Genomic DNA, 17830 nt, shown 5'->3' with positions numbered 1-17830 from the left:
GCGCACTTTTCCAGCGATCCCTCTCGGCAATCCTCGCAACACCTGTTTTACCTGCTCCATCGGCTGTTCCGACTTTCGCATGTGGCTCACTGGCAGCGCCTCCGATCACGCCGCCCGGACACGACAAAGCCGGTTCCGAAGAACCGGCTTTATCTCTGCGGGAGGGAATTCTTTTAAAGCGTTTTTTAACTACCACTTCATGGCGGCGAAGCGGCGGGCGGCCTCCTCGGCCTTGACGCGGCTGTTGAAGGCGGAGATGCGGAAATAGCCCTCGCCTGCATTGCCGAAGCCGCTGCCGGGCGTGATGACGATGTTGGCCTCGTTGAGCACGCGGTCAAAGATGTCCCAGCTCGTCGCGCCCTGCGGGCCGCGCACCCAGATGTAGGGGGCATTGACTCCGCCAAAGACGGTCAGCCCCGCGCCGCTCACGGCCTCGCGGAGGATCTTGGCATTGCCCATGTAGTGGGAGACGAGCGCGGCCACCTCGGCCTTGCCCTCGCTGGAGTAGAGCGCCTCGGCGGCACGCTGGGTGACGTAGGACACGCCGTTGAATTTCGTGCTGAACCGGCGGTTCCACAGCGGATGCAGCGGACGCTTCTCGCCGTCGGCGGAGGTGCAGAGCAGCTCCTTGGGCAGGACGGTGAAGGCGCAGCGCACTCCGGTGAAGCCGCCGTTCTTTGAAAAGCTGCGGAACTCGATGGCGCACTGGCGCGCACCGGGGATCTCGTAGATCGAGCGCGGCACGCCGGGCTCGGTGATATAGGCCTCGTAAGCGGCGTCGTAGAGCAGGATGGCGTCGTTGGCCAGCGCGTAGGCGACCCACTTTTCCAGGCGCTCGCGGGTGGCCACGGCCCCGGTCGGGTTGTTGGGCGAGCAGAGGTAGACGAGGTCGACCTTCTCCGTCGGCACGTCGGGCATGAAGCCATTCTCCGCCGTACACGGGAGATAGACGAGGCCCTCGTAGAACCCGGCGTCGCTGGCCGCGCCGGTGTGGCCCGCCATGACATTCGTGTCGACATAGACCGGGTAGACCGGGTCCATCACGGCGATGCGGTTCTCGTGGCCGAGCACGTCGAGGATGTTGGCGCAGTCGCACTTCGATCCGTCGGAGACAAAGATTTCGTCGTCGGCGACATCGAGGCCGCGCGAGCGGTAGTCGTTTTCCGCGATGGCCTTGCGCAGGAACTCATAGCCCTGCTCGGGGCCGTAGCCGCGGAAGTGCTCGCTGGTGCCGAGTTCGTCGACCGCCTTGTGCATGGCCTCGCGCACGGCGAGCGGGAGCGGCTCGGTGACGTCGCCGATGCCGCAGCGAATGAGACGGGCGGCCGCCTCGGGATTGGCGTCGGTGAAGGCCTTCACGCGGCGATTGATCTCCGGGAAGAGGTAGCCGGCCTTGAGCTTCAGGTAGTGCGAGTTGAGGTGAGCCATACGGGAAAAACGAGAGGTAATGCCATGTTCCACCGGGTGGCGGGAAGGGAAAAAGCTATCGTTCGTCGGCCGCGATTTCCAGATATTGCTCGCGGAAGAGGACCCACGTGTCGTTTTCGTCCTCCTCGGAGTTGCGTCGGGCGATGTTGAGCGTGATCTGCAGCTCCTTCAGCCCGCGCTCGAACTGGTTGCGCTGCGGCGGGTGGGTCATGTCGAGGTGCCGCCGCAGCTCGGGCGTCGTCATGGGGTCAAACTTCAGTGCGTGGTAGATGCGCTGGGCCACCGGGCTGCACTCGCGCACGGGCAGGTGGTGCTGCGGGTAGTGCTCGCGCAGCCGCGCCATGCTCATGAGGACGGCCTTGCCGCCCTTCACCTTGCCGTAAAAAATCTCGTCGGGATGCCGCGCGGGCAGGAGGTTTTTCCACGTCCAGACCGCGCTCACCTTTTGCCCCCAACCCCGCTCGCCGGGCTGGCGGTCGGGCAGGTCGGTGGCGTCCCAGAGCGAATGCCCCTCGACGTCGGCAAAGATGCCGCAAATGCCCACCCGCTTCACAAAGGCGCGGGCCTGCGCCAGGGTGCGAATGCCTGCCATGCCGGTACTACGCCTCGCGCACGAGGCGCACGCCGTAGTTGTTGCTCGCCTTGCCCTCGGTATCGAGGTCGACGAGGCGCGCGGCCTTGGCGGCCTTGAGGAGTTCGTTGAAAGAGCTGAACCCATGCGCCCGCTCACTGAAGCCGGGGTTGAGGCGCTTGAGCGCGGGCTTCACCATCGAGGCATAGATCGGGTCGTCGCCGCGCTCCTCGGTGAGCGCCTCCATCGTGCTCACGAGCTGCTCAAAGGCCTGCTCCTTCGTCGGCCCCTCGTTCACGGCGGGCTTCTCCTGCGGCTTGGCGGCGGGCTTTTGCACCCTCGGGCGCTGCTGCTGTTTCTTCCGCCGGGCAAAGTCGTCGTAGTAGAGAAATTCGTCGCAGTTGTTGATGAAGAGATCGGAGCTGGATTTCTTCACGCCCACGCCGATGACGGTCTTGTTGTTCTCGCGGAGCTTCGAGACGAGCGGGGAAAAATCCGAGTCGCCGCTCACGATCACGAAGGTGTCGAGGTGCGGCTTCGTATAGCAGAGGTCGAGCGCATCGACGACCATGCGGATGTCGGCGGAGTTCTTGCCCGACTGGCGCACGTGCGGGATCTCGATCAGCTCAAAGGCCTCCTCGTGCAGGTCGCGCTTGAACTCCTTGTAGCGGTCAAAGTCGCAATACGCCTTCTTCACCACGATGTGCCCGCGCAGCAGGAGACGCTCATTGACGAGCTTCATGCTGAACCGCTCAAACGCCGCCTCCTTCGCGCCGAGGGCGACATTTTCCAAATCAAGGAACACAGCCATCGTGGCATCCGGCGTGGTGGAGTCGCTCATGCGCCAGAGTCTACCCGAGGTTTCCGCCTTGGCGATCAAAAGCTTGGCAGGCGGCGGCAGCGCTCCGGTGGGATGAATTTGCCAAGCCCGGGCGTTCCTGCTCTAAGCTTAGCCATGCCGCTCTCCCGCCTCCTCCTCGCCGCGTGCGCCCTGCCGCTCATGTTACATGCGCAATCGGCTGACCCGGCCAAACCTTTCAGCTATGCGGATACCGTGGCTTTGGTGAAGGAGCGGGCTGTCTCGCTCGAACAACAGCGCGCCGCTATGGCCAATGACCCTCGGTTCAGGACGCCGTCCGGTGATCTGGCCCAAGGTCAGAAGCCCGAAAAATCTGCGCCTGAAGGCATCTTTGTTACAGGGCCGACGCAAACCAATGAGAGTTACTTCATTGACGGCAAGGAAGTTCAAAAGAGCATCCCCTATTGCCGCATCCTTGATCCCGCTTTCGTACGCAATCCAGAGTCCTTACTCCCCAAGGTATTTGAAAACCAACCATACGGCGGGAACGTAATCCAATTGCTTGTGTATCATGCAGATCAAAATCAACCAGCCTTCAAATTAGTGGGAAAAGCTGAGGAAATCCAACACTCACAGTTCCCTTTCAAGAACGGCGACCTCATTGTCGTTTCGGTTGTTCGGTAGTTAAGCACCATGAGTCGCTCTCCCTTGTTCTGAGAACAGCCACACTTTTTCAGCAACATAAAGATATGCTTACTTCTTTAGCCGTTAAACTCCGTTCCCTTCTACTGGCTTCGCTTCTGGTTCCGGTTCTCGCATACTCCCAGCCGCCGGTAGATGTACTCAAGCCGTTCAACTACGAACAAGCAGCTACCCTCGCCAAAGAGAGACTCGCCGCGAATCTCGATCTGAAAACTCTCGTAATCGTCCTGGGACCAGTGCGAAACATTGAAACCCGAACGATTGACGGCAAGGAAACCATCCTAAGTATTCCCTACTTCCAAGCTTTTCGGATAAGCGAAGTCAGAAATCCTGAAATATTATCTAGATATATGGGCTATTCTGATTCGGGAAAATTACACCTTGCTGTCTACCGCGCAAACCAGTCCCTACCCGTCGTCCAGATCGCAGGAACTCCCGGGGAGGTATATCACTCGCAGTTTCCTTTTTCAGGTGGAGACATCATCGTCATCGAAGACGCCAGTAAACAAACGCCTGCCAAAAAATAGAGCGCCTGCGCGCAAGCAGACCACTGATTGCGCAGCAAAAATTCCTCAATTCAAGAAAGCTCCTCCGCCAGCTCCAGCAGGATGCCCTCGGGGCCGCGGAGGCAGCAGAGTTTGTAGACGCCCTCGTAATTCACGATCTCGCCGAGGAGCGTCGCGCCCTTTTGTTGGAGCCGGGCGGCGGTGGCCTCGACGTCGTCGACCACGAAGGCGACGTGGCGCAGGCCGGGGGCGTTCAGTTGCGTGTGCCGGATGCCTTCCTCCGACACGGGGCGCTCGAACTGGATGATCTCGAGCATCGCCTCGCCATCGGGCGTCGTCATCATGACCATGGAGCATTTCGCATCCTTCAGGCCGATGACGCGATCCACCCAATCGCCTTCCACGTCGGCATCACCCGCGACCTCGAGGCCGAGGTGCTCGAAGAAATCCTGGACGGTTGCGAGGTCCTCGACCACGAGACCTACATGATCAATACGCCGAATCGCCATGGGAGAAGCCTACGACCGCCGCGAGCACGGTCAAGGCCGGACGCGGCAATACCCGGCCTACCTGGGCTTGATGTAATATCCCGACGCCTTCCACGTGCCGCCCTCCTCGACGAAGGTCACGGTCTCGAGGGCGAACTTCAAGTTTTCAAATGAGGACTCGAACTGCGCGATGACGAAGTTGCCCTTGATCGTGCCTTTCGGGCCAGGCACCTCGGTTTGCTGCAAGGCGGAGGCGAGCTTGCGCTCCTTCAGCTCGCCGAGCGGGGCTCGTACGGCTTTGAGGGCCTCGACCCATTGAGTCTCGGTGACGGCTTTCTGGAAATCCGCGGAAGCCGCCTGCCAGCTCTCGGGATATTTCCCGGCGTCGATGCCGCCAAGCCAGGATTCCATGGCGGCGACGGCCTGGTCCTTGGGGCTTTCAGCGTGGCCGGGTTGCAGGGTCGCGATGCCGCCGAGGATCACGGCGACGAGGGCGGTGAGGAGCATTCTGGGTTTGCGATGCTGGGTTTTCATAATCCGGTCGATCCTCCGCCGCAGGTGGCGGAAGCTCTCGCCGATCCCGGCGAGGTTGGGGGCAAATGAGGTTTCCGCAGCCATGCCGAGCAGCGTCTCGCCATAGGCACGGGAGGCGCCAGCGCGATCGTCGGCCTGCACCGCCGCCTCGTCGGCGGCTTCCTCGCGGGAGCGAATCCACTCGCGATGCAGGAAATATGCGGCAGGGTTGAACCAATGCAGGCAGCGGACAAGGGCAAACAACCAGCCCGCCGCGATGTCGGCGGCGCGGATGTGGGCGAGTTCATGTCGCAGGACATGGCGGAGCGAGTCCTCGCTCGCCTCGCGGGTAAAAACCGCTGGCAGCAACAGGCGCGGACGCAGCCAGCCCAGCACGGCGGGCGCGGGGATTTTTTCGTCCACGATGAGCCCGATGGGAATCGTGATGCCGAGGGAGGCCTTGCACTCCTCCAGCAGGTCGAGGAGGCGGCTGTCGGTACACAGGCGATGCCTCCGCCAAGCCGAAAGAAAGACGGCGGAGCGCCCGACCACAAGCCCGCAGGAAACAAGGAAGCCGGCCAGCCAGACGATTTGCAGCACCGGCACTGCCTTTTGCACCACGCGGCTCGCCTGGGACGCGACGGACTCCGCCGGGGCATACCGGAGAGCGGAGGTGGAGGCCATTTCCGTGGGCGTATCGCCGCCCCACAACCCCAGGTGCGGCGTGCGCAAAGGGCAGAGAAAGACCAGCGCCGCCACGAGCCACCACAGGCGCAATGCCCCCGACCGGGAGGAGCGCCGGAGCATCAGGCTGAGGGCAAACACCAACGCCACGGCCAGCGTCCCACGTAGGGTGAGGTCAATGAGCGTCGTCATGCCGGTCCAGCAGCCGGCGCAACTCCGCCAGCTCCGCCTCCGTCAGTTTTTGGTTCTCCAGGAAATGCGCCACCAGCGGAACCGGGGAGGAACCGCCAAAGACCCGGCGCAGGAAATTCACCGCCTCGCGCTGCTGGCACTCGGTCCGCTGCACGGCAGGAAAATAGGTGTAGTGCCGATCGGTCTGTTCATGCCGGAGGGCCTTTTTCTTCAGCAGGCGGTTGAGGAGCGTCTTCACTGTCGCCTCCGTCCAGCCGGTGTTTTTCAGGGCGACGGCCACCTCCCGGCCATTGCGGCCCGGATGCGCCCACAACACCTCCATCACCTGCCATTCCGCCTCGGAAATCTGGATCATTTACATCTGTAAATAGCCAATCGTTTACAGTTGTAAATGATAATCGGTAAAAGAAAGGGGAACGCCAGGATGTCCCAGCGTCCCCCTTTTGAAGGGAAAGGCTTACGGCAGCGGGAAGCGCGCGGTGAGCGCGGTGACCTGCTTACGGATCTTCGCCAGCTCGGCCTCGTCGTTGCGGGCCTCGAGCGCGGCGTGGATGTAGTCGGCGATTTCCATCATCTCCTCCTCCTTGAGGCCGCGGGTGGTCATGGCCGGGGTGCCGATGCGGATGCCGCCGGTCTTGAAGATCGGCTCGGTGTCGAACGGGATGGCGTTCTTGTTCACCGTGATGGCGGCCTTGTCGAGCGTGAGGGAGGCCTCGGCGCCGTTGATGCCGCGCGAGCGCAGGTCGACGAGCATCACGTGGTTGTCCGTGCCGCCGGAGACGATGCGGTAGCCGAGCTTGTTCAAGCGGGCGGCGAGGGCCTTGGCGTTGCTGACGATCTGCGCGGCGTAGGTGCGGAAGGACGGATCGAGAGCCTCCTTGAGACAGACGGCCTTGGCCGCGATGACATGCATGAGCGGACCGCCCTGCACGCCAGGGAAGGCCTGGCTGTCGACCTTCTTGGCAAACTCCTCCTTGCACAGGATGAGGCCGGCGCGGGGTCCGCGCAGGCTCTTGTGCGTGGTGGTGGTGACAAAGTGGGCGTGCGGGATCGGGCTCGGATGAGCGCCGCCAGCTACGAGACCCGCGATGTGGGCCATGTCGACAAAGAGCAGCGCGCCGACGGAATCCGCGATCTCGCGCATGCGGGGAAAGTCGATCGTACGCGGGTAGGCCGAGGCTCCGGCGGTGATCATGCGGGGCTTCACCTCGCCCGCGAGCTTCGCCAGGGCGTCGTAGTTGATCGTCTCGGTCTCGGGATCGACGCCGTAGTGGTGCACCTCGTAGAGCTTGCCGGAGAAATTCGCCTTGTGGCCGTGCGTGAGGTGACCGCCGTGAGCGAGATCCATCGTAAGAATGCGGTCGCCCGGGGTGAGGACGCTGAAGTACACGGCCATGTTGGCCTGGCTGCCGCTGTGGGGCTGCACGTTGACGTGCTCCGCGCCGAAAAGCTGCTTCGCGCGCTCGATGGCGAGCGTCTCGACGGTGTCGACGTATTCGCAGCCGCCGTACCAGCGCTTGCCGGGATAACCCTCTGCGTATTTGTTCGTCAGGCAGGAACCCTGGGCCTCCATCACAGCCTTGCTGGTGAAGTTCTCGCTGGCGATGAGCTCGACATGCTCGTACTGGCGATGGCGTTCCTTGGCGATGGCGTCGGCGATCTCAGGGTCGATCGCGGCGATGGACGGAGTGGAAGAGTCGTGGCTCATGGAAGAAGTGTCTTGGTCGATGAAGTTGAGAAGGTCGGGCAGCGAGCGCCGAAGGACGTCGCGACAACGCTCGTAGACCTCGCGGCCGAGGCCGATCGGGTCCGGCACGTCCGGCGAGCCGTTGTCAAACTCGCGGACGAGATAGGTTTTTCCCGAGGCTTCCGGGAAAAAAAGCTCCAGCAACCGGCGATGGTCGCGGGTCATGACGAAGATGTGCGTGGCCTGCTCGACCAGCTCCTCGGTGACGGGCTGGCTGCGGAAACGCGAGAGGTCGATGCCGAGGGTCTTCAAGGCCCGCACGGAGTCCAGGCTGGCGGGCTGCCCGCGACCGGCGCTCACCCCGGCGGATTGCACCTCGATGTCATCCCGGTCCGCCACGAGCTGACGGAAAAGCGCCTCAGCCATCGGGCTGCGGCAGACATTTCCAGTGCAAACAAAGAGGACGTGCTTCATCGAGAAGGGTACAAGTTGAAATCCACCCGGGGCTAAAGTCAATCGCAGGCGGCAGGTTTGATGAAATCTCGCCGCGGGCGCTTCCCTCAGCGATGCGAGAACCTGCTTGTGCCGGGGCGGTTGCACGGCTATCTAGCATGAGCCCGAATGAGTGAAGCTGCCCAGAAATGCCCCTCTCTGGTTACCGCCTGGAGGGTGACCTACATCCTGACCGGTTGCCAAGAAGGCGCCACCAAGGTCATCCAGGAGTCCATTGACGAACTCCTGCAGCATCCCGGCGTGCATGACCGGCATCGGCTGGAAATGCTCTTTTACAGCATCCTGCGACGGCGCTGCCTGCGCTTTCCGGCACGGTGCGAGCTCACCGGACCTCTGGCGGAGCTTCACGCTCTGGCGGAACCCGACCGGTCGGCCCAAGTGCTCCTGGAGCTGAATGCCCTCGATGCCGAGGAGATCCTGCATCTGCTCAATGTGACAAAGCTTCCTCCCGCCGCTCCTGAGAATCCGGCGCTGGCCGACGCGCTGGCCCACCTTCTCCCGACACCGGAAGAGGACAAGCAGCTCATCGAGGCGGCGGAAGCCGTAGCGGGTCGGCATGCCAACAAGAAGTTCTCCATTCGCAATCCCGCCTCCATCGCGGTCGGCATCGGGTTTCTTCTCATGGTAGCCGTCCTGACGTGGAACTTCCTCGGCAAGGCAGGAACCTTCCCCGACGAGGCGATCAAGGTCGCCACCCAGGGCAATAGCGCCGGAGCCGAGCAGTTTGATCCGGTGACCGAAAAGACAGGCGGTCTGCAGGACTGGTTCATTCTCAAGGGGTTTGATAATTTTCGCCTCCCACCGGGATTTGACCGTTTCGACGCCGTGGGCGTGCGCATGTTCCGCTACGAGGGCGAGGCGGTGGCCCAGGCGGCGGCGGTGAATGGCGACGACACCATGTTTTTCTATTCCTTCCCGTCGCAAAAACTCGGGATCGACGTGGTGCCGGAGAAGTCGTGGCGCATCACGGAGGCCGACCGTATGGTGCTGGCCATCCGTGAAGAGGACGACGTGTGCTTCATGGTCGCCTTCCCGGGCAAGAAGAAGGATATGGAGGAGTTCCTCCGCCGCACGGCGAAATAAGCCGTTGTGCGCGTCTTTCGCGCGCATCGCGTTTTCGCCCTGCACCATCGTAGGGCCGGCATCTTGCCAGCCTTCTCGCCAGACGAGCCTTCCGGCGAATAACGTTCCTTCCGGTCTTCAGTTTGCCCTTCGTGCAAGCCAGCGGGACGCTGGCCTTACATTTCAAGGACTTGCGCCTTTTCTCTCAGGGGCTCCCTCCAGTCAGCTCCGGACACAAAAAAAGACCGGGCGTTGCGGCCCGGCCTTTCTTGCGAAATTCGCCACTTTTAAGCGGCGGAAATTCCTTAGTAGCGGTAGTGCTCCGGCTTGTACGGACCCTCGACCGGCACGCCGATGTACTCGGCCTGGGCAGGGGTGAGCGTCGTGAGCTTCACGCCGATCTTCTCGAGGTGCAGGCGGGCGACCTCTTCGTCGAGACGCTTCGGCAGCACGTACACGGCGACCTTGTAGGTCTCGCGGTTCTTCCAGAGCTCGAGCTGGGCGAGCGTCTGGTTGGCGAAGCTGTTGCTCATCACAAAGCTCGGGTGGCCGGTGGCGCAACCGAGGTTCACCAGGCGTCCCTCAGCAAGGAGGAAGATCTCGTGACCTTCGGGGAAGGTGTACTTGTCGACCTGCGGCTTGATGTTGGTGCGCTTGATGCCAGCGTAGTTGTTGAGCTTGTCGACCTGGATCTCGTTGTCGAAGTGGCCGATGTTGCAAACCACCGCCTGGTCCTTCATGCGGGCCATGTGCTCGATGGTGATGACGTCGACGTTGCCCGTGGTGGTGACGTAGATGTCGCCCACTCCGAGGGTGTCCTCGACCGTGGTGACCTCGTAGCCTTCCATCGCGGCCTGGAGGGCGTTGATGGGATCGACCTCGGTGACAATGACGCGAGCGCCCTGTCCACGAAGCGACTGGGCGCAGCCCTTGCCGACATCACCGTAGCCGCAGACCACGGCGACCTTGCCGGAGATCATGACATCGATGGCGCGGTTGATGCCGTCGATGAGCGAGTGGCGACAGCCGTAGAGGTTGTCGAACTTCGACTTCGTCACGGAGTCGTTCACGTTGAAAGCCGGGACGAGCAATTTGCCCTGCTCCTGGAGGCGGTACAGGCGATGCACGCCGGTGGTGGTTTCCTCGGAAACACCGCGCCAGTTTTTCACGATCTCGTGGAAGATGTTCGGCTGCTCGGCGTGGATGCGCTTGAGGAGATCCTTGATGACCTTTTCCTCATGGCTGCCGCTCGGGGTATTGACCCAGCCGTCGCCGTTCTCGAGCTCATAACCCTTGTGCAGGAGGAGCGTCACGTCGCCGCCGTCGTCGACGACCAGCTCCGGGCCCTTGCCATCCGGGTGCGAAACCGCCGCCCAGGTGCAATCCCAGTATTCCTCGAGGCTCTCACCCTTCCAGGCGTAAACCGGCACGCCGGCTGCCGCGATAGCCGCCGCAGCGTGATCCTGCGTCGAGAAGATGTTGCAGCTGGCCCAGCGCACGGAGGCGCCGAGGTCGACGAGCGTCTCGATGAGAACGGCCGTCTGGATCGTCATGTGGAGCGATCCCGTGATGCGCACGCCCGCGAGCGGTTTGTCGGTCGCATACTTCTTGCGGATCGACATGAGACCCGGCATTTCCTGCTCCGCGATGGAGATTTCCTTGCGGCCCCAGTCGGCCAATTTGATGTCGGCGACTTTGTAAGCGTCTGTCGGATTAACAAGCGTTGTGGACATAAAGTTTACGAGTTTTCAGTGGTTCAGTTTTCAGGCCCCTTACTTGGCGGCCTTCTTCAAGGCCGCGGCCTTGTCGGTGTTTTCCCAGGTGAGATCCTCGTCGTCCTTGCCGAAGTGCCCGTAGTTCGTGCTCTTCGAGTAGATGGGACGCAGGAGGTCGAGCTGGCTGACGATGTCGGCCGGCTTGAAGCTGAAGGTCTTGAGGACGGCCTTCTCGATGCTTTCCTCGGAGACAGCGTTCGTGCCGAAGGTGTCGATATGCACGCTGACCGGCTTCGGGTGGCCGATGGCGTAGGCAAACTGCACTTCGCACTTCTCGGCGAGTCCGGCGGCGACAACGTTCTTGGCGACGTAGCGGCCCATGTAGGCAGCGCTGCGGTCGACCTTCGACGGGTCCTTGCCGGAGAAAGCGCCACCACCGTGACGGCCCATGCCGCCGTAGGTGTCGACGATGATCTTGCGGCCTGTGAGTCCGCTGTCACCCTGGGGACCACCAATGACGAAACGTCCGGTCGGGTTGATGAGATACTCGGTCTGCGGGGTAAGGAGGTTCTTCGGAAGGACCTTTTTGACGATCTTCTCGATGATGAACTTCTCGATCTCCGCGTGCTCAACGTCGGCGGCGTGCTGGGTCGAAACGACGACGTTGGCGATGGCCACCGGCTTGCCGTCTTCATAGACGACAGAAACCTGGCTCTTCGCGTCGGGGCGGAGCCACTTGACCTTGCCGCTCTTGCGGAAGCGGGTGAGCTCGCGGCCCAGGCGATGGGCAAACATGATCGGCGCGGGCATGAGCTCCGGCGTCTCGTTGCAGGCGTAGCCAAACATCAGGCCCTGGTCGCCAGCGCCCTGCTCCGCGGTCTTCTTGCCCTTGGCCTTGCGGGCGTCGACGCCCTGCGCGATGTCGGGGCTCTGCGCGGTGATGTAGTTGTTAATGAAGATCTGGTCGGCGTGGAAGATGTCGTCGTTGTTGACGTAGCCGATTTCGCGCACCGCCTGGCGGATGATCGCGTTGTAGTCAAACTGGGCCTGGGTCGTGATCTCGCCGCCGACCACGACGACGTTGCTCTTCACAAACGTCTCACAGGCGACACGACTGTGCTTATCCTGCGCGAGGCAGGCGTCCAGAATGGCATCAGAAATGGTGTCGGCCACCTTGTCGGGGTGACCTTCGCCTACGGACTCCGAGGAGAATATGTAGCGTCGGGGCATAAGAGTTGTACTTATTTAAATATACGGATATCTTGATAGATCAGATGCCAGCACTTGTCAAATCCCTCAGGGCGCTGTCGGACCCGACCCGCCTGCGGCTTCTCCTGCTCCTGATCGAGGAGGAGGTCACCGTGGCCGAGCTCCAGGAGATCCTGGGGATGGGGCAGTCCCGCATCTCGGCCAGCCTGTCGCTCCTGAAGCGCGAGGGCCTGACCGCCGCCCGCCGGGTGGGAAAAAACATCTTTTATTCCTCCCGCCCCGAGATGGTGGAGGCGATCCGCCCCATCCTCGACGCCGCCAGCCGGGAACTCCCCGAGGCAACCCGCGACAGCGCCGCCCTCGCCCTCACCCTGCACAAGCGCAAGGACAAGGCCGCGGAGTATTTCAACAAGCTGGCGGGCAAATTTGGCCGCACCTACATCCCCGGCCGATCCTGGCAGGCGCTCGCGCATGGCCTGCTCCGCCTGCTGCCGCCCATGGTCATTGCCGACCTCGGCGCGGGAGAAGGCACCCTTTCGCAACTCCTCGCCCGCTCGGCCCGCCACGTCATCGCCATCGACAACTCGGAGAAGATGGTGGAATACGGCGGCGCTCTCGCCCGGGATAATGGCTTTGAGAATCTCGAGTACCGCGTCGGCGACATCGAGGACCCACCGATCGACTCCGGCAGCGTGGACCTCGCCCTTTTCAGCCAGGCGCTGCATCATGCGGCCAGCCCGGCCCGGGCGGTGAAATCCGCCCACCGCATCCTGCGCGACGGCGGCCGCATCGTCGTCCTCGACCTCGCCGCCCACAGCTACGAGCAGGCCCGCGAACTTTATGCCCACGTATGGCTGGGATTCCCGGAGGCGGAGCTTTACCAGATGCTCAAGGACGCCGGGTTTTCCCAGATCGAGGTGAGCATCGTCGCCCGCGAGAAACAGGCGCCGCATTTCCAGACGATCCTCGCCACGGGGGTGAAATAGCCGTCGGAGACGATCGCAGCTCAGAAAAAGGCGCAGGCCGGTTACGCGTCCTTCACACCCGAGCCGCACCAGTCGGCATTCCGCCCGCGCGTATCGATGTGGACAAAGGACGTGTAAAGCCCGATCCCGCCGCAAAAGACGTTGCGATCGCGGAGCTGGCGGGCCACTCGCGCGACAGCGCGGGGCGAGCTTTGCAGCGAAAGGTCGATGGCGCGATTCCGCGTGTGCTGGGACGATGGCACTGCGCCGGGGCAGGTGGCATTGTAGGCGGGCGAACGGTAGACCGAATTCATCGCGATCTTCTCCCCCATCTCCCCGGCCAGACGATCCGCCAGCCGCAAAGTCGGCAGGATGTTGCGCCAGAGCGGCTGGGGCGGGATGGAATTGCGCACCGTGCCATGCACATTGCGGTGGGGCCGCAGAATGACAGGTATCGGGACATGCTTCAGATTTGCCGTCGCAAGGAAGATGGCATAGGCATCCGCCTCGGCATCATTGTACGGCTCGACCTCGTCATTGATCGCTAGCGAGAGGGAATCAAGATATTCCCTCAACCGGCTCCACGCCCCCGGCAACTGGTCGGAATATCGCGAGACCGCCAGGCCCGCTCCAGCCAGTCCCAGCAACGCGACAAACCGTCGTCGACACACCGGACGACGCAGGGGTTCGGGCGCGGAGGAGGCTGGATCTTCGTCGGGCACGATTTTAACCAGTACGATGGTTTTCCCGAAGCGAAAGGGGAAGTTTCCAAGCAGCCTGTTTTCCGCGAAGGCGCGACGACGAACAAACCCTTGGTCGTGTCCTGACCGGCGCGCTTTCCCCAAAAATGGCTACTCCACAACCGTCAGCTTCTCGTCCTCCTCGACGAGCTGCTGCCACTGCTTCTTGTAGTCCGGCTCAAAGCGCTGGTCCTGGAAATCGATCATGCGCTCGCGATGGGCGACGATACGCTCGATGCGAGGCTGCATTTCCTCCCACACCTCGCGGAGGAGCCGCAACGCTCCGGCCTCGCGGTCCCACAGGACGGCGTAGGAATCGATGAATTCCCCTGCGTAATTGGGTTCGGCGCGGTCGTTGGGATGCCAGATGGCGCGGTTCGGCTCGGTGAGTTCCAAAAGCATCGGAGCGATGTAGATATTCTTGAGGATCGCCTCCTGGTAACGACGCTTCGCCTCGACCTCGTGGCCGTCCTGAAACAGGCTGAAAGCCCAGCCGAAGAGGAAGGATGGTTCACCGTAGTCTTTGGCGTAGCTTTTCTCGTAACGCTCAAAGAAGGCCGTGGCAGCCTCCTGATCCTCCGCCAGCAGGTGCAGGAGCGGGATGAAAAAGCGCACGCCCTGGTTGTCGCGGGGATTCAGCTCCAGCAGCGCCTCAAACTGGTCGGCGGCATGTGAGTGCTGGCCCTGGTGCCAGAGCGTCATGGCGCGGCCATAGATGGCGCGCAGCAGCGGACGCGTCGCGCGGTCGATCCACCATGCGGTGGTCCGCTCGCGCCAGCGCGGCATCTCACGGGAGATCACCTCGTCGTAGCCGGTGAGGCAGGCTTTCCAGTTGCCGTTTTGAAATTCCACGTCGGCCAGCTCGATTCGCGCGGTCGAGCAGTCGGCATCGCGGTCGAGCGCAGTGCGCAGCAGGGCCAGCTTCTTGCGAGCCGAGCGGGTGCGGAGCGCGGTATTGACGAGTCCGCGCGCGACATCCTTGCGCTGCGGCTCGCTCTTGGCGTCACCGCTGAAGCGCAGCACGACAGATTGCGCCAGGGCATGCAGGTCGTCGGGCTCGTTTCGGTCAAATTTCTGGAAGCGGATCTCGACCCGGTTTTCCTGGGCAAAGGCTGTCCAGGCCTCGTCGTCCCAATCCTCGCTCACGCCGACGGCGAGCCGGTCGGGCGCGCCGAATTTATCGAAAAGCTTCAGAAGGTAATTCTCCACCCGGAGTTGGTCGAGTTCCTCGAGCACCTCGGGTGCGGAAAGCGGCGCGCCGCTGCTGTCGCTCACGATGAGCAGGGTCGGGAGAAAGTAGTCGCCATTGGCCGGCACCGGCTCCTCGAGATCGAGCCAGTAGACGAACCATGTGGTCTTGGAAGATTTGAGCGGCTGGATCATTCGAGGCTCCACTTCACTTCCACGCGCTGACGGCGGGCGAAACGGTCGTCGTAAAACAACTCGCCGTTTTGCGCCCCGTACTCATGGACCATCTTGGTCACCTTGACGTCGAAGCAGCAGTATTCCGCGATTTCCATGATCTTCCCCTCGCGCCACCAGCGGATGGCGTCAAGTCCCTCGGCCACTTTTCCCACGCCGAGCGTGCCTTGGGCCACGTCCTCGAGCTTCATGCGGTGGCCGGCCACTTTTTCGATGTCGAGCAGCAGATCGAGCGTCGGGAGCTGGTGGACGAGGTCGAGGATCGTGTAGGCCATCAGCACGTGGTAGTCGAAGTTCACGATATTGTACCCCACCACGAGGTCGGCGCGCTGAAGCCGGGCCACGAGGTCGCCCGCGCGTTTCTCGGAAAAAATCTCGTACGCCTGGTCCTTCGAGCTGTAGGTCACCCCGAGGGACATGCCCATGAGGTCCTTTTTGTCCCAGCCGCCGACGTCATTGGCGGTGCGCTGGGTTTCGAGATCGAAGTAGACGATGTCCATGAGAACCGCGGAGCATGTGAAAAATCCGGCGGTATTTCAACCGGCGAAGCGGGAGTTATTTCGTCAGGAACTCCCAGACGCCGTCCCACTCGGGGGCGGGCGGATGGCGGAGAAAGTCCTCGCACCGCTGGCGGTAGCACTCAGCCAGCCCTGGAGCCACGAAGGGATCGCGCGCCAGCTCGGAGAATTCCCGCATGGCGACGGCAAACTGCTGGTCGACGTAAAGCACGCGGGCGGCGTCGAAGCGCTTGGCCCACTCGGCGGCGTTCTCCGCCCGGCTGGGATGCCAGAGGGTGGAGTGACCCTTGCGGCCCTTCACCCGGGCGACGTCGACAAGGATGAGCGGGCACATGCCCTGCACATGGGCAGCTACGCGTTCGTCGAGCAGGATGTCACAGCCATAGACGCGGGTAAGGGCCTCGATGCGCGAGGCGAGATTCACGGTGTCGCCGATCACGGTCGGGTCCATCTTCTCCCGCGAGCCAATATTGCCGAAGACAGCGGGGCCAAGGCAGATGCCGGTGCCGGATTCCCAGGTGTTCACACCATGGACTGCGCGGCGGGAATTCATCTCGCGGAGCCGGTCCTTCATCTCAAGGGCGGCCTGGACAGCCTGCTTCGACATGGACTCGGGGTCTTCCGGGCGGAGACCTCCCCAGCTGGCGAGGAGGGCGTCACCCATGAATTTATCGAGCGTGCCGCGCTGGGCGAAAATGACCGAGGTCATTTCGGTGAAATACTCATTGAGCAGCGCCACCATCTCGGAGGGCTCCATCTTTTCCGTCTCGGAGGTGAAGCCCTTCAGATCACAGAAAAGCGCCACGATTTCGCGGCGCTGGCCGCCGAGGTCATGGAGGTAGGAGTCCGGATTGTCCACGATCTCTCGCACCACGTCGCGGGAGACATAGCGGTCGAGGGTGCTGCGCAGTCGCACCCGCTCGCGCCGCTCCATCGCGACATCGACCGCCAGAGCGCCAAAGCCGCAGAGGAACAGGGTCGACAGCGTATGGACGAGCGGCAGGAACCACCCCTGGGTAACAAAGGCCAGCCAGAAGGCAAAAACGGTGAGGGCGACGAAAAGCACCCATCCCGCGAGGAAGCCCAGAGTCCTCCGGCGCAGGACGGCCAGGAGAAAGATGAGCAACCCGCTGAATGGAACGCTCAGCACGGTAATCAGCTGTCGAGGTTCGAAGTACCAAGCATCCCGGAGAATCGCCGAGATGATGTTGAGATGAATGTCCGGTCCGGCCATCGGCCCCAACGGAGTGGGATGGGTATCCTGGAGTCGGGTCGCGGTCGCTCCGATGAGGACAATCTTGTCCTTGAAGGCGCTGCCATTTCCGAGATTGCTCTGCCACAGGGCAGGGACAAAGACTTCGTAGAGCGAATGACGGGTGATCGAGCCCGGCCTCAAATAGGAGAACCGCTTTCGGTCCGGAAAGAGCATGGGAGAGAGGTCTCTTCCGTAGATCCTGGCTGCGAGTACGCTCAGCGCGGGGAGGGGATGTTCGCCTCCATAGCCCAAGCCGGGTTTCAAAAATGTCGTTAACGTCGCATAGGGATAGAACCACCGGACCACGGAATCGTTCGATTGCGGGAGGGTGACAAACCCCACCCAATTCCCCGCAGCCTCAGCCAGCTCGGGAAGGGGCGGGACATAGGCGGCGACACCGCCACGGACATAGTCACCGATGTCGAAGCTGCTCCCGAGCACCACGCGACCCTGCCATTTCTTCAAAACTGCCGCGAGCTCCTCGTCTCCCTCGCGGGGCTTCGGAAAGACCAGATCGACCACCACGACCTTCGCTCCAGCGGACAGGACGCGATCAATGGCATCGGCGCAAACCGCGCGGGAAAACGGATAGCCCGTCTGGATTTGCTGGAGAGACCTGGACTGCGCGATTTCCTCCGGCTCAACCTGGCCGAGGGTGAGAGTCGGCTCATCGAGGGCGAGCAGGACCATGCGATCGTCCACTACTGTCGCGGCGTTGCGCACGAGATAATCCTGCACCTGAAGCTCGGAATCGAAGAGGTACTGACGATGGGCGCTGAACGTCCATATGGCCGTCACACCCACAAAAACCACAATCGCCTGCCAGATCACCCGCCGCGCTTTCAATCGCCACATCGTCCC

The 17830-nt window shown here is 62.3% G+C and carries 17 protein-coding genes and 1 pseudogene; 4 read left to right on the top strand and 14 right to left on the bottom strand.

Going from position 1 to position 17830, the window contains the following annotated elements:
* Positions 1 to 189 precede the first annotated feature (189 nt).
* Genes TSACC_RS01315 through TSACC_RS01305 form a run of 3 tightly spaced genes read right to left on the bottom strand, consistent with a single transcriptional unit; the run spans position 190 to position 2840 of the window.
* Positions 190 to 1428, bottom strand: a complete 1239-nt coding sequence (locus TSACC_RS01315) for an LL-diaminopimelate aminotransferase (protein WP_075077601.1) — start codon at positions 1426 to 1428, stop codon at positions 190 to 192.
* Between the two features lie 55 nt (positions 1429 to 1483).
* Positions 1484 to 2020: an AlkZ-related protein gene (locus TSACC_RS01310; protein WP_075077600.1), complete on the bottom strand. Its 537-nt coding sequence runs from the start codon at positions 2018 to 2020 to the stop codon at positions 1484 to 1486.
* A gap of 7 nt (positions 2021 to 2027) precedes the next feature.
* Positions 2028 to 2840 carry an NYN domain-containing protein gene (locus TSACC_RS01305; RefSeq protein WP_075077599.1) on the bottom strand — a complete coding sequence of 271 codons (813 nt, stop codon included), beginning with the start codon at positions 2838 to 2840 and terminating at the stop codon, positions 2028 to 2030.
* A 114-nt stretch (positions 2841 to 2954) separates the two neighbouring features.
* On the opposite strand from TSACC_RS01305, the gene TSACC_RS01300 reads away from it, so the two are divergent.
* Complete coding sequence (locus TSACC_RS01300; RefSeq protein ID WP_075077598.1) at positions 2955 to 3482, top strand: hypothetical protein; 528 nt, start codon at positions 2955 to 2957, stop codon at positions 3480 to 3482.
* 65 nt (positions 3483 to 3547) lie between these two features.
* Positions 3548 to 4027, top strand: a complete 480-nt coding sequence (locus tag TSACC_RS01295) for a hypothetical protein (RefSeq protein WP_075077597.1) — start codon at positions 3548 to 3550, stop codon at positions 4025 to 4027.
* 50 nt (positions 4028 to 4077) lie between these two features.
* Here TSACC_RS01295 and TSACC_RS01290 read toward each other — a convergent pair whose 3' ends face one another.
* From TSACC_RS01290 to TSACC_RS22315, 5 genes and pseudogenes are all read right to left on the bottom strand, one after another.
* Positions 4078 to 4515, bottom strand: a complete 438-nt coding sequence (locus TSACC_RS01290) for a VOC family protein (protein WP_075077596.1) — start codon at positions 4513 to 4515, stop codon at positions 4078 to 4080.
* A 57-nt stretch (positions 4516 to 4572) separates the two neighbouring features.
* Positions 4573 to 5883: a M56 family metallopeptidase gene (locus TSACC_RS01285; RefSeq protein ID WP_075077595.1), complete on the bottom strand. Its 1311-nt coding sequence runs from the start codon at positions 5881 to 5883 to the stop codon at positions 4573 to 4575.
* Entirely contained in the window at positions 5867 to 6238 is a 372-nt protein-coding gene (locus TSACC_RS01280) for a BlaI/MecI/CopY family transcriptional regulator (RefSeq protein WP_202815886.1), read from the bottom strand. The genes TSACC_RS01285 and TSACC_RS01280 overlap by 17 nt, the downstream gene beginning before the upstream one ends.
* A gap of 102 nt (positions 6239 to 6340) precedes the next feature.
* Positions 6341 to 7591, bottom strand: coding sequence for a serine hydroxymethyltransferase (gene glyA / locus TSACC_RS01275; RefSeq protein WP_202815992.1), 1251 nt, complete (start codon positions 7589 to 7591; stop codon positions 6341 to 6343).
* 21 nt (positions 7592 to 7612) lie between these two features.
* Positions 7613 to 8044 (bottom strand): annotated as a pseudogene (locus TSACC_RS22315) (low molecular weight protein arginine phosphatase); the annotation flags it as partial.
* A 147-nt stretch (positions 8045 to 8191) separates the two neighbouring features.
* Here TSACC_RS22315 and TSACC_RS01270 point away from each other — a divergent pair.
* Positions 8192 to 9166 (top strand): hypothetical protein, encoded by a 975-nt coding sequence (locus TSACC_RS01270; protein ID WP_153811195.1) that lies wholly within the window; start codon positions 8192 to 8194, stop codon positions 9164 to 9166.
* 284 nt (positions 9167 to 9450) lie between these two features.
* Here the strand turns inward: TSACC_RS01270 and ahcY are convergent, their stop codons facing one another.
* Together ahcY and metK are read right to left on the bottom strand one after the other, a co-directional pair.
* On the bottom strand, positions 9451 to 10878 hold the full coding sequence (ahcY, locus tag TSACC_RS01265) for an adenosylhomocysteinase (protein ID WP_075077592.1): 1428 nt from the start codon (positions 10876 to 10878) through the stop codon (positions 9451 to 9453).
* Positions 10879 to 10917: 39 nt separating this feature from the next.
* Complete coding sequence (gene metK / locus TSACC_RS01260) at positions 10918 to 12090, bottom strand: methionine adenosyltransferase (RefSeq protein ID WP_075077591.1); 1173 nt, start codon at positions 12088 to 12090, stop codon at positions 10918 to 10920.
* A 44-nt stretch (positions 12091 to 12134) separates the two neighbouring features.
* Between metK and TSACC_RS01255 the strand changes: the two genes are divergently transcribed.
* Positions 12135 to 13055 carry an ArsR/SmtB family transcription factor gene (locus TSACC_RS01255; RefSeq protein WP_075077590.1) on the top strand — a complete coding sequence of 307 codons (921 nt, stop codon included), beginning with the start codon at positions 12135 to 12137 and terminating at the stop codon, positions 13053 to 13055.
* 41 nt (positions 13056 to 13096) lie between these two features.
* Here TSACC_RS01255 and TSACC_RS01250 read toward each other — a convergent pair whose 3' ends face one another.
* The 4 genes from TSACC_RS01250 to TSACC_RS01235 all read right to left on the bottom strand — a co-directional run bounded on the left by TSACC_RS01250 (position 13097) and on the right by TSACC_RS01235 (position 17824).
* Positions 13097 to 13756 carry a YcbK family protein gene (locus tag TSACC_RS01250; protein ID WP_153811194.1) on the bottom strand — a complete coding sequence of 220 codons (660 nt, stop codon included), beginning with the start codon at positions 13754 to 13756 and terminating at the stop codon, positions 13097 to 13099.
* Positions 13757 to 13885: 129 nt separating this feature from the next.
* Positions 13886 to 15157 carry a tetratricopeptide repeat protein gene (locus TSACC_RS01245; protein WP_075077588.1) on the bottom strand — a complete coding sequence of 424 codons (1272 nt, stop codon included), beginning with the start codon at positions 15155 to 15157 and terminating at the stop codon, positions 13886 to 13888.
* Complete coding sequence (locus TSACC_RS01240; RefSeq protein ID WP_075077587.1) at positions 15154 to 15696, bottom strand: ribonuclease H-like domain-containing protein; 543 nt, start codon at positions 15694 to 15696, stop codon at positions 15154 to 15156. Before TSACC_RS01240 ends, TSACC_RS01245 begins: the two co-directional genes overlap by 4 nt.
* Before the next feature lie 55 nt (positions 15697 to 15751).
* Positions 15752 to 17824: a CHASE2 domain-containing protein gene (locus TSACC_RS01235; protein WP_153811193.1), complete on the bottom strand. Its 2073-nt coding sequence runs from the start codon at positions 17822 to 17824 to the stop codon at positions 15752 to 15754.
* Positions 17825 to 17830 lie beyond the last annotated feature (6 nt).

This window comes from Terrimicrobium sacchariphilum, from assembly GCF_001613545.1.
Classification (GTDB): Bacteria; Verrucomicrobiota; Verrucomicrobiia; order Chthoniobacterales; family Terrimicrobiaceae; genus Terrimicrobium; species Terrimicrobium sacchariphilum.
Note: the sequence above shows the minus strand (reverse complement) of the source record. Positions and strands in the feature narration are given on the sequence as shown.

Excerpts from the sequence above, each read along its gene's own strand:
- TSACC_RS01315 (WP_075077601.1), bottom strand. The coding sequence starts at position 1,428 with ATGGCTCACCTCAACTCGCACTACCTGAAGCTCAAGGCCGGCTACCTC.
- TSACC_RS01310 (WP_075077600.1), bottom strand. The coding sequence starts at position 2,020 with ATGGCAGGCATTCGCACCCTGGCGCAGGCCCGCGCCTTTGTGAAGCGG.
- TSACC_RS01305 (WP_075077599.1), bottom strand. The coding sequence starts at position 2,840 with ATGAGCGACTCCACCACGCCGGATGCCACGATGGCTGTGTTCCTTGAT.
- TSACC_RS01300 (WP_075077598.1), top strand. The coding sequence starts at position 2,955 with ATGCCGCTCTCCCGCCTCCTCCTCGCCGCGTGCGCCCTGCCGCTCATG.
- TSACC_RS01295 (WP_075077597.1), top strand. The coding sequence starts at position 3,548 with ATGCTTACTTCTTTAGCCGTTAAACTCCGTTCCCTTCTACTGGCTTCG.
- TSACC_RS01290 (WP_075077596.1), bottom strand. The coding sequence starts at position 4,515 with ATGGCGATTCGGCGTATTGATCATGTAGGTCTCGTGGTCGAGGACCTC.
- TSACC_RS01285 (WP_075077595.1), bottom strand. The coding sequence starts at position 5,883 with ATGACGACGCTCATTGACCTCACCCTACGTGGGACGCTGGCCGTGGCG.
- TSACC_RS01280 (WP_202815886.1), bottom strand. The coding sequence starts at position 6,238 with ATGATCCAGATTTCCGAGGCGGAATGGCAGGTGATGGAGGTGTTGTGG.
- glyA (WP_202815992.1), bottom strand. The coding sequence starts at position 7,591 with ATGAGCCACGACTCTTCCACTCCGTCCATCGCCGCGATCGACCCTGAG.
- TSACC_RS01270 (WP_153811195.1), top strand. The coding sequence starts at position 8,192 with ATGAGTGAAGCTGCCCAGAAATGCCCCTCTCTGGTTACCGCCTGGAGG.
- ahcY (WP_075077592.1), bottom strand. The coding sequence starts at position 10,878 with ATGTCCACAACGCTTGTTAATCCGACAGACGCTTACAAAGTCGCCGAC.
- metK (WP_075077591.1), bottom strand. The coding sequence starts at position 12,090 with ATGCCCCGACGCTACATATTCTCCTCGGAGTCCGTAGGCGAAGGTCAC.
- TSACC_RS01255 (WP_075077590.1), top strand. The coding sequence starts at position 12,135 with ATGCCAGCACTTGTCAAATCCCTCAGGGCGCTGTCGGACCCGACCCGC.
- TSACC_RS01245 (WP_075077588.1), bottom strand. The coding sequence starts at position 15,157 with ATGATCCAGCCGCTCAAATCTTCCAAGACCACATGGTTCGTCTACTGG.
- TSACC_RS01240 (WP_075077587.1), bottom strand. The coding sequence starts at position 15,696 with ATGGACATCGTCTACTTCGATCTCGAAACCCAGCGCACCGCCAATGAC.
- TSACC_RS01235 (WP_153811193.1), bottom strand. The coding sequence starts at position 17,824 with ATGTGGCGATTGAAAGCGCGGCGGGTGATCTGGCAGGCGATTGTGGTT.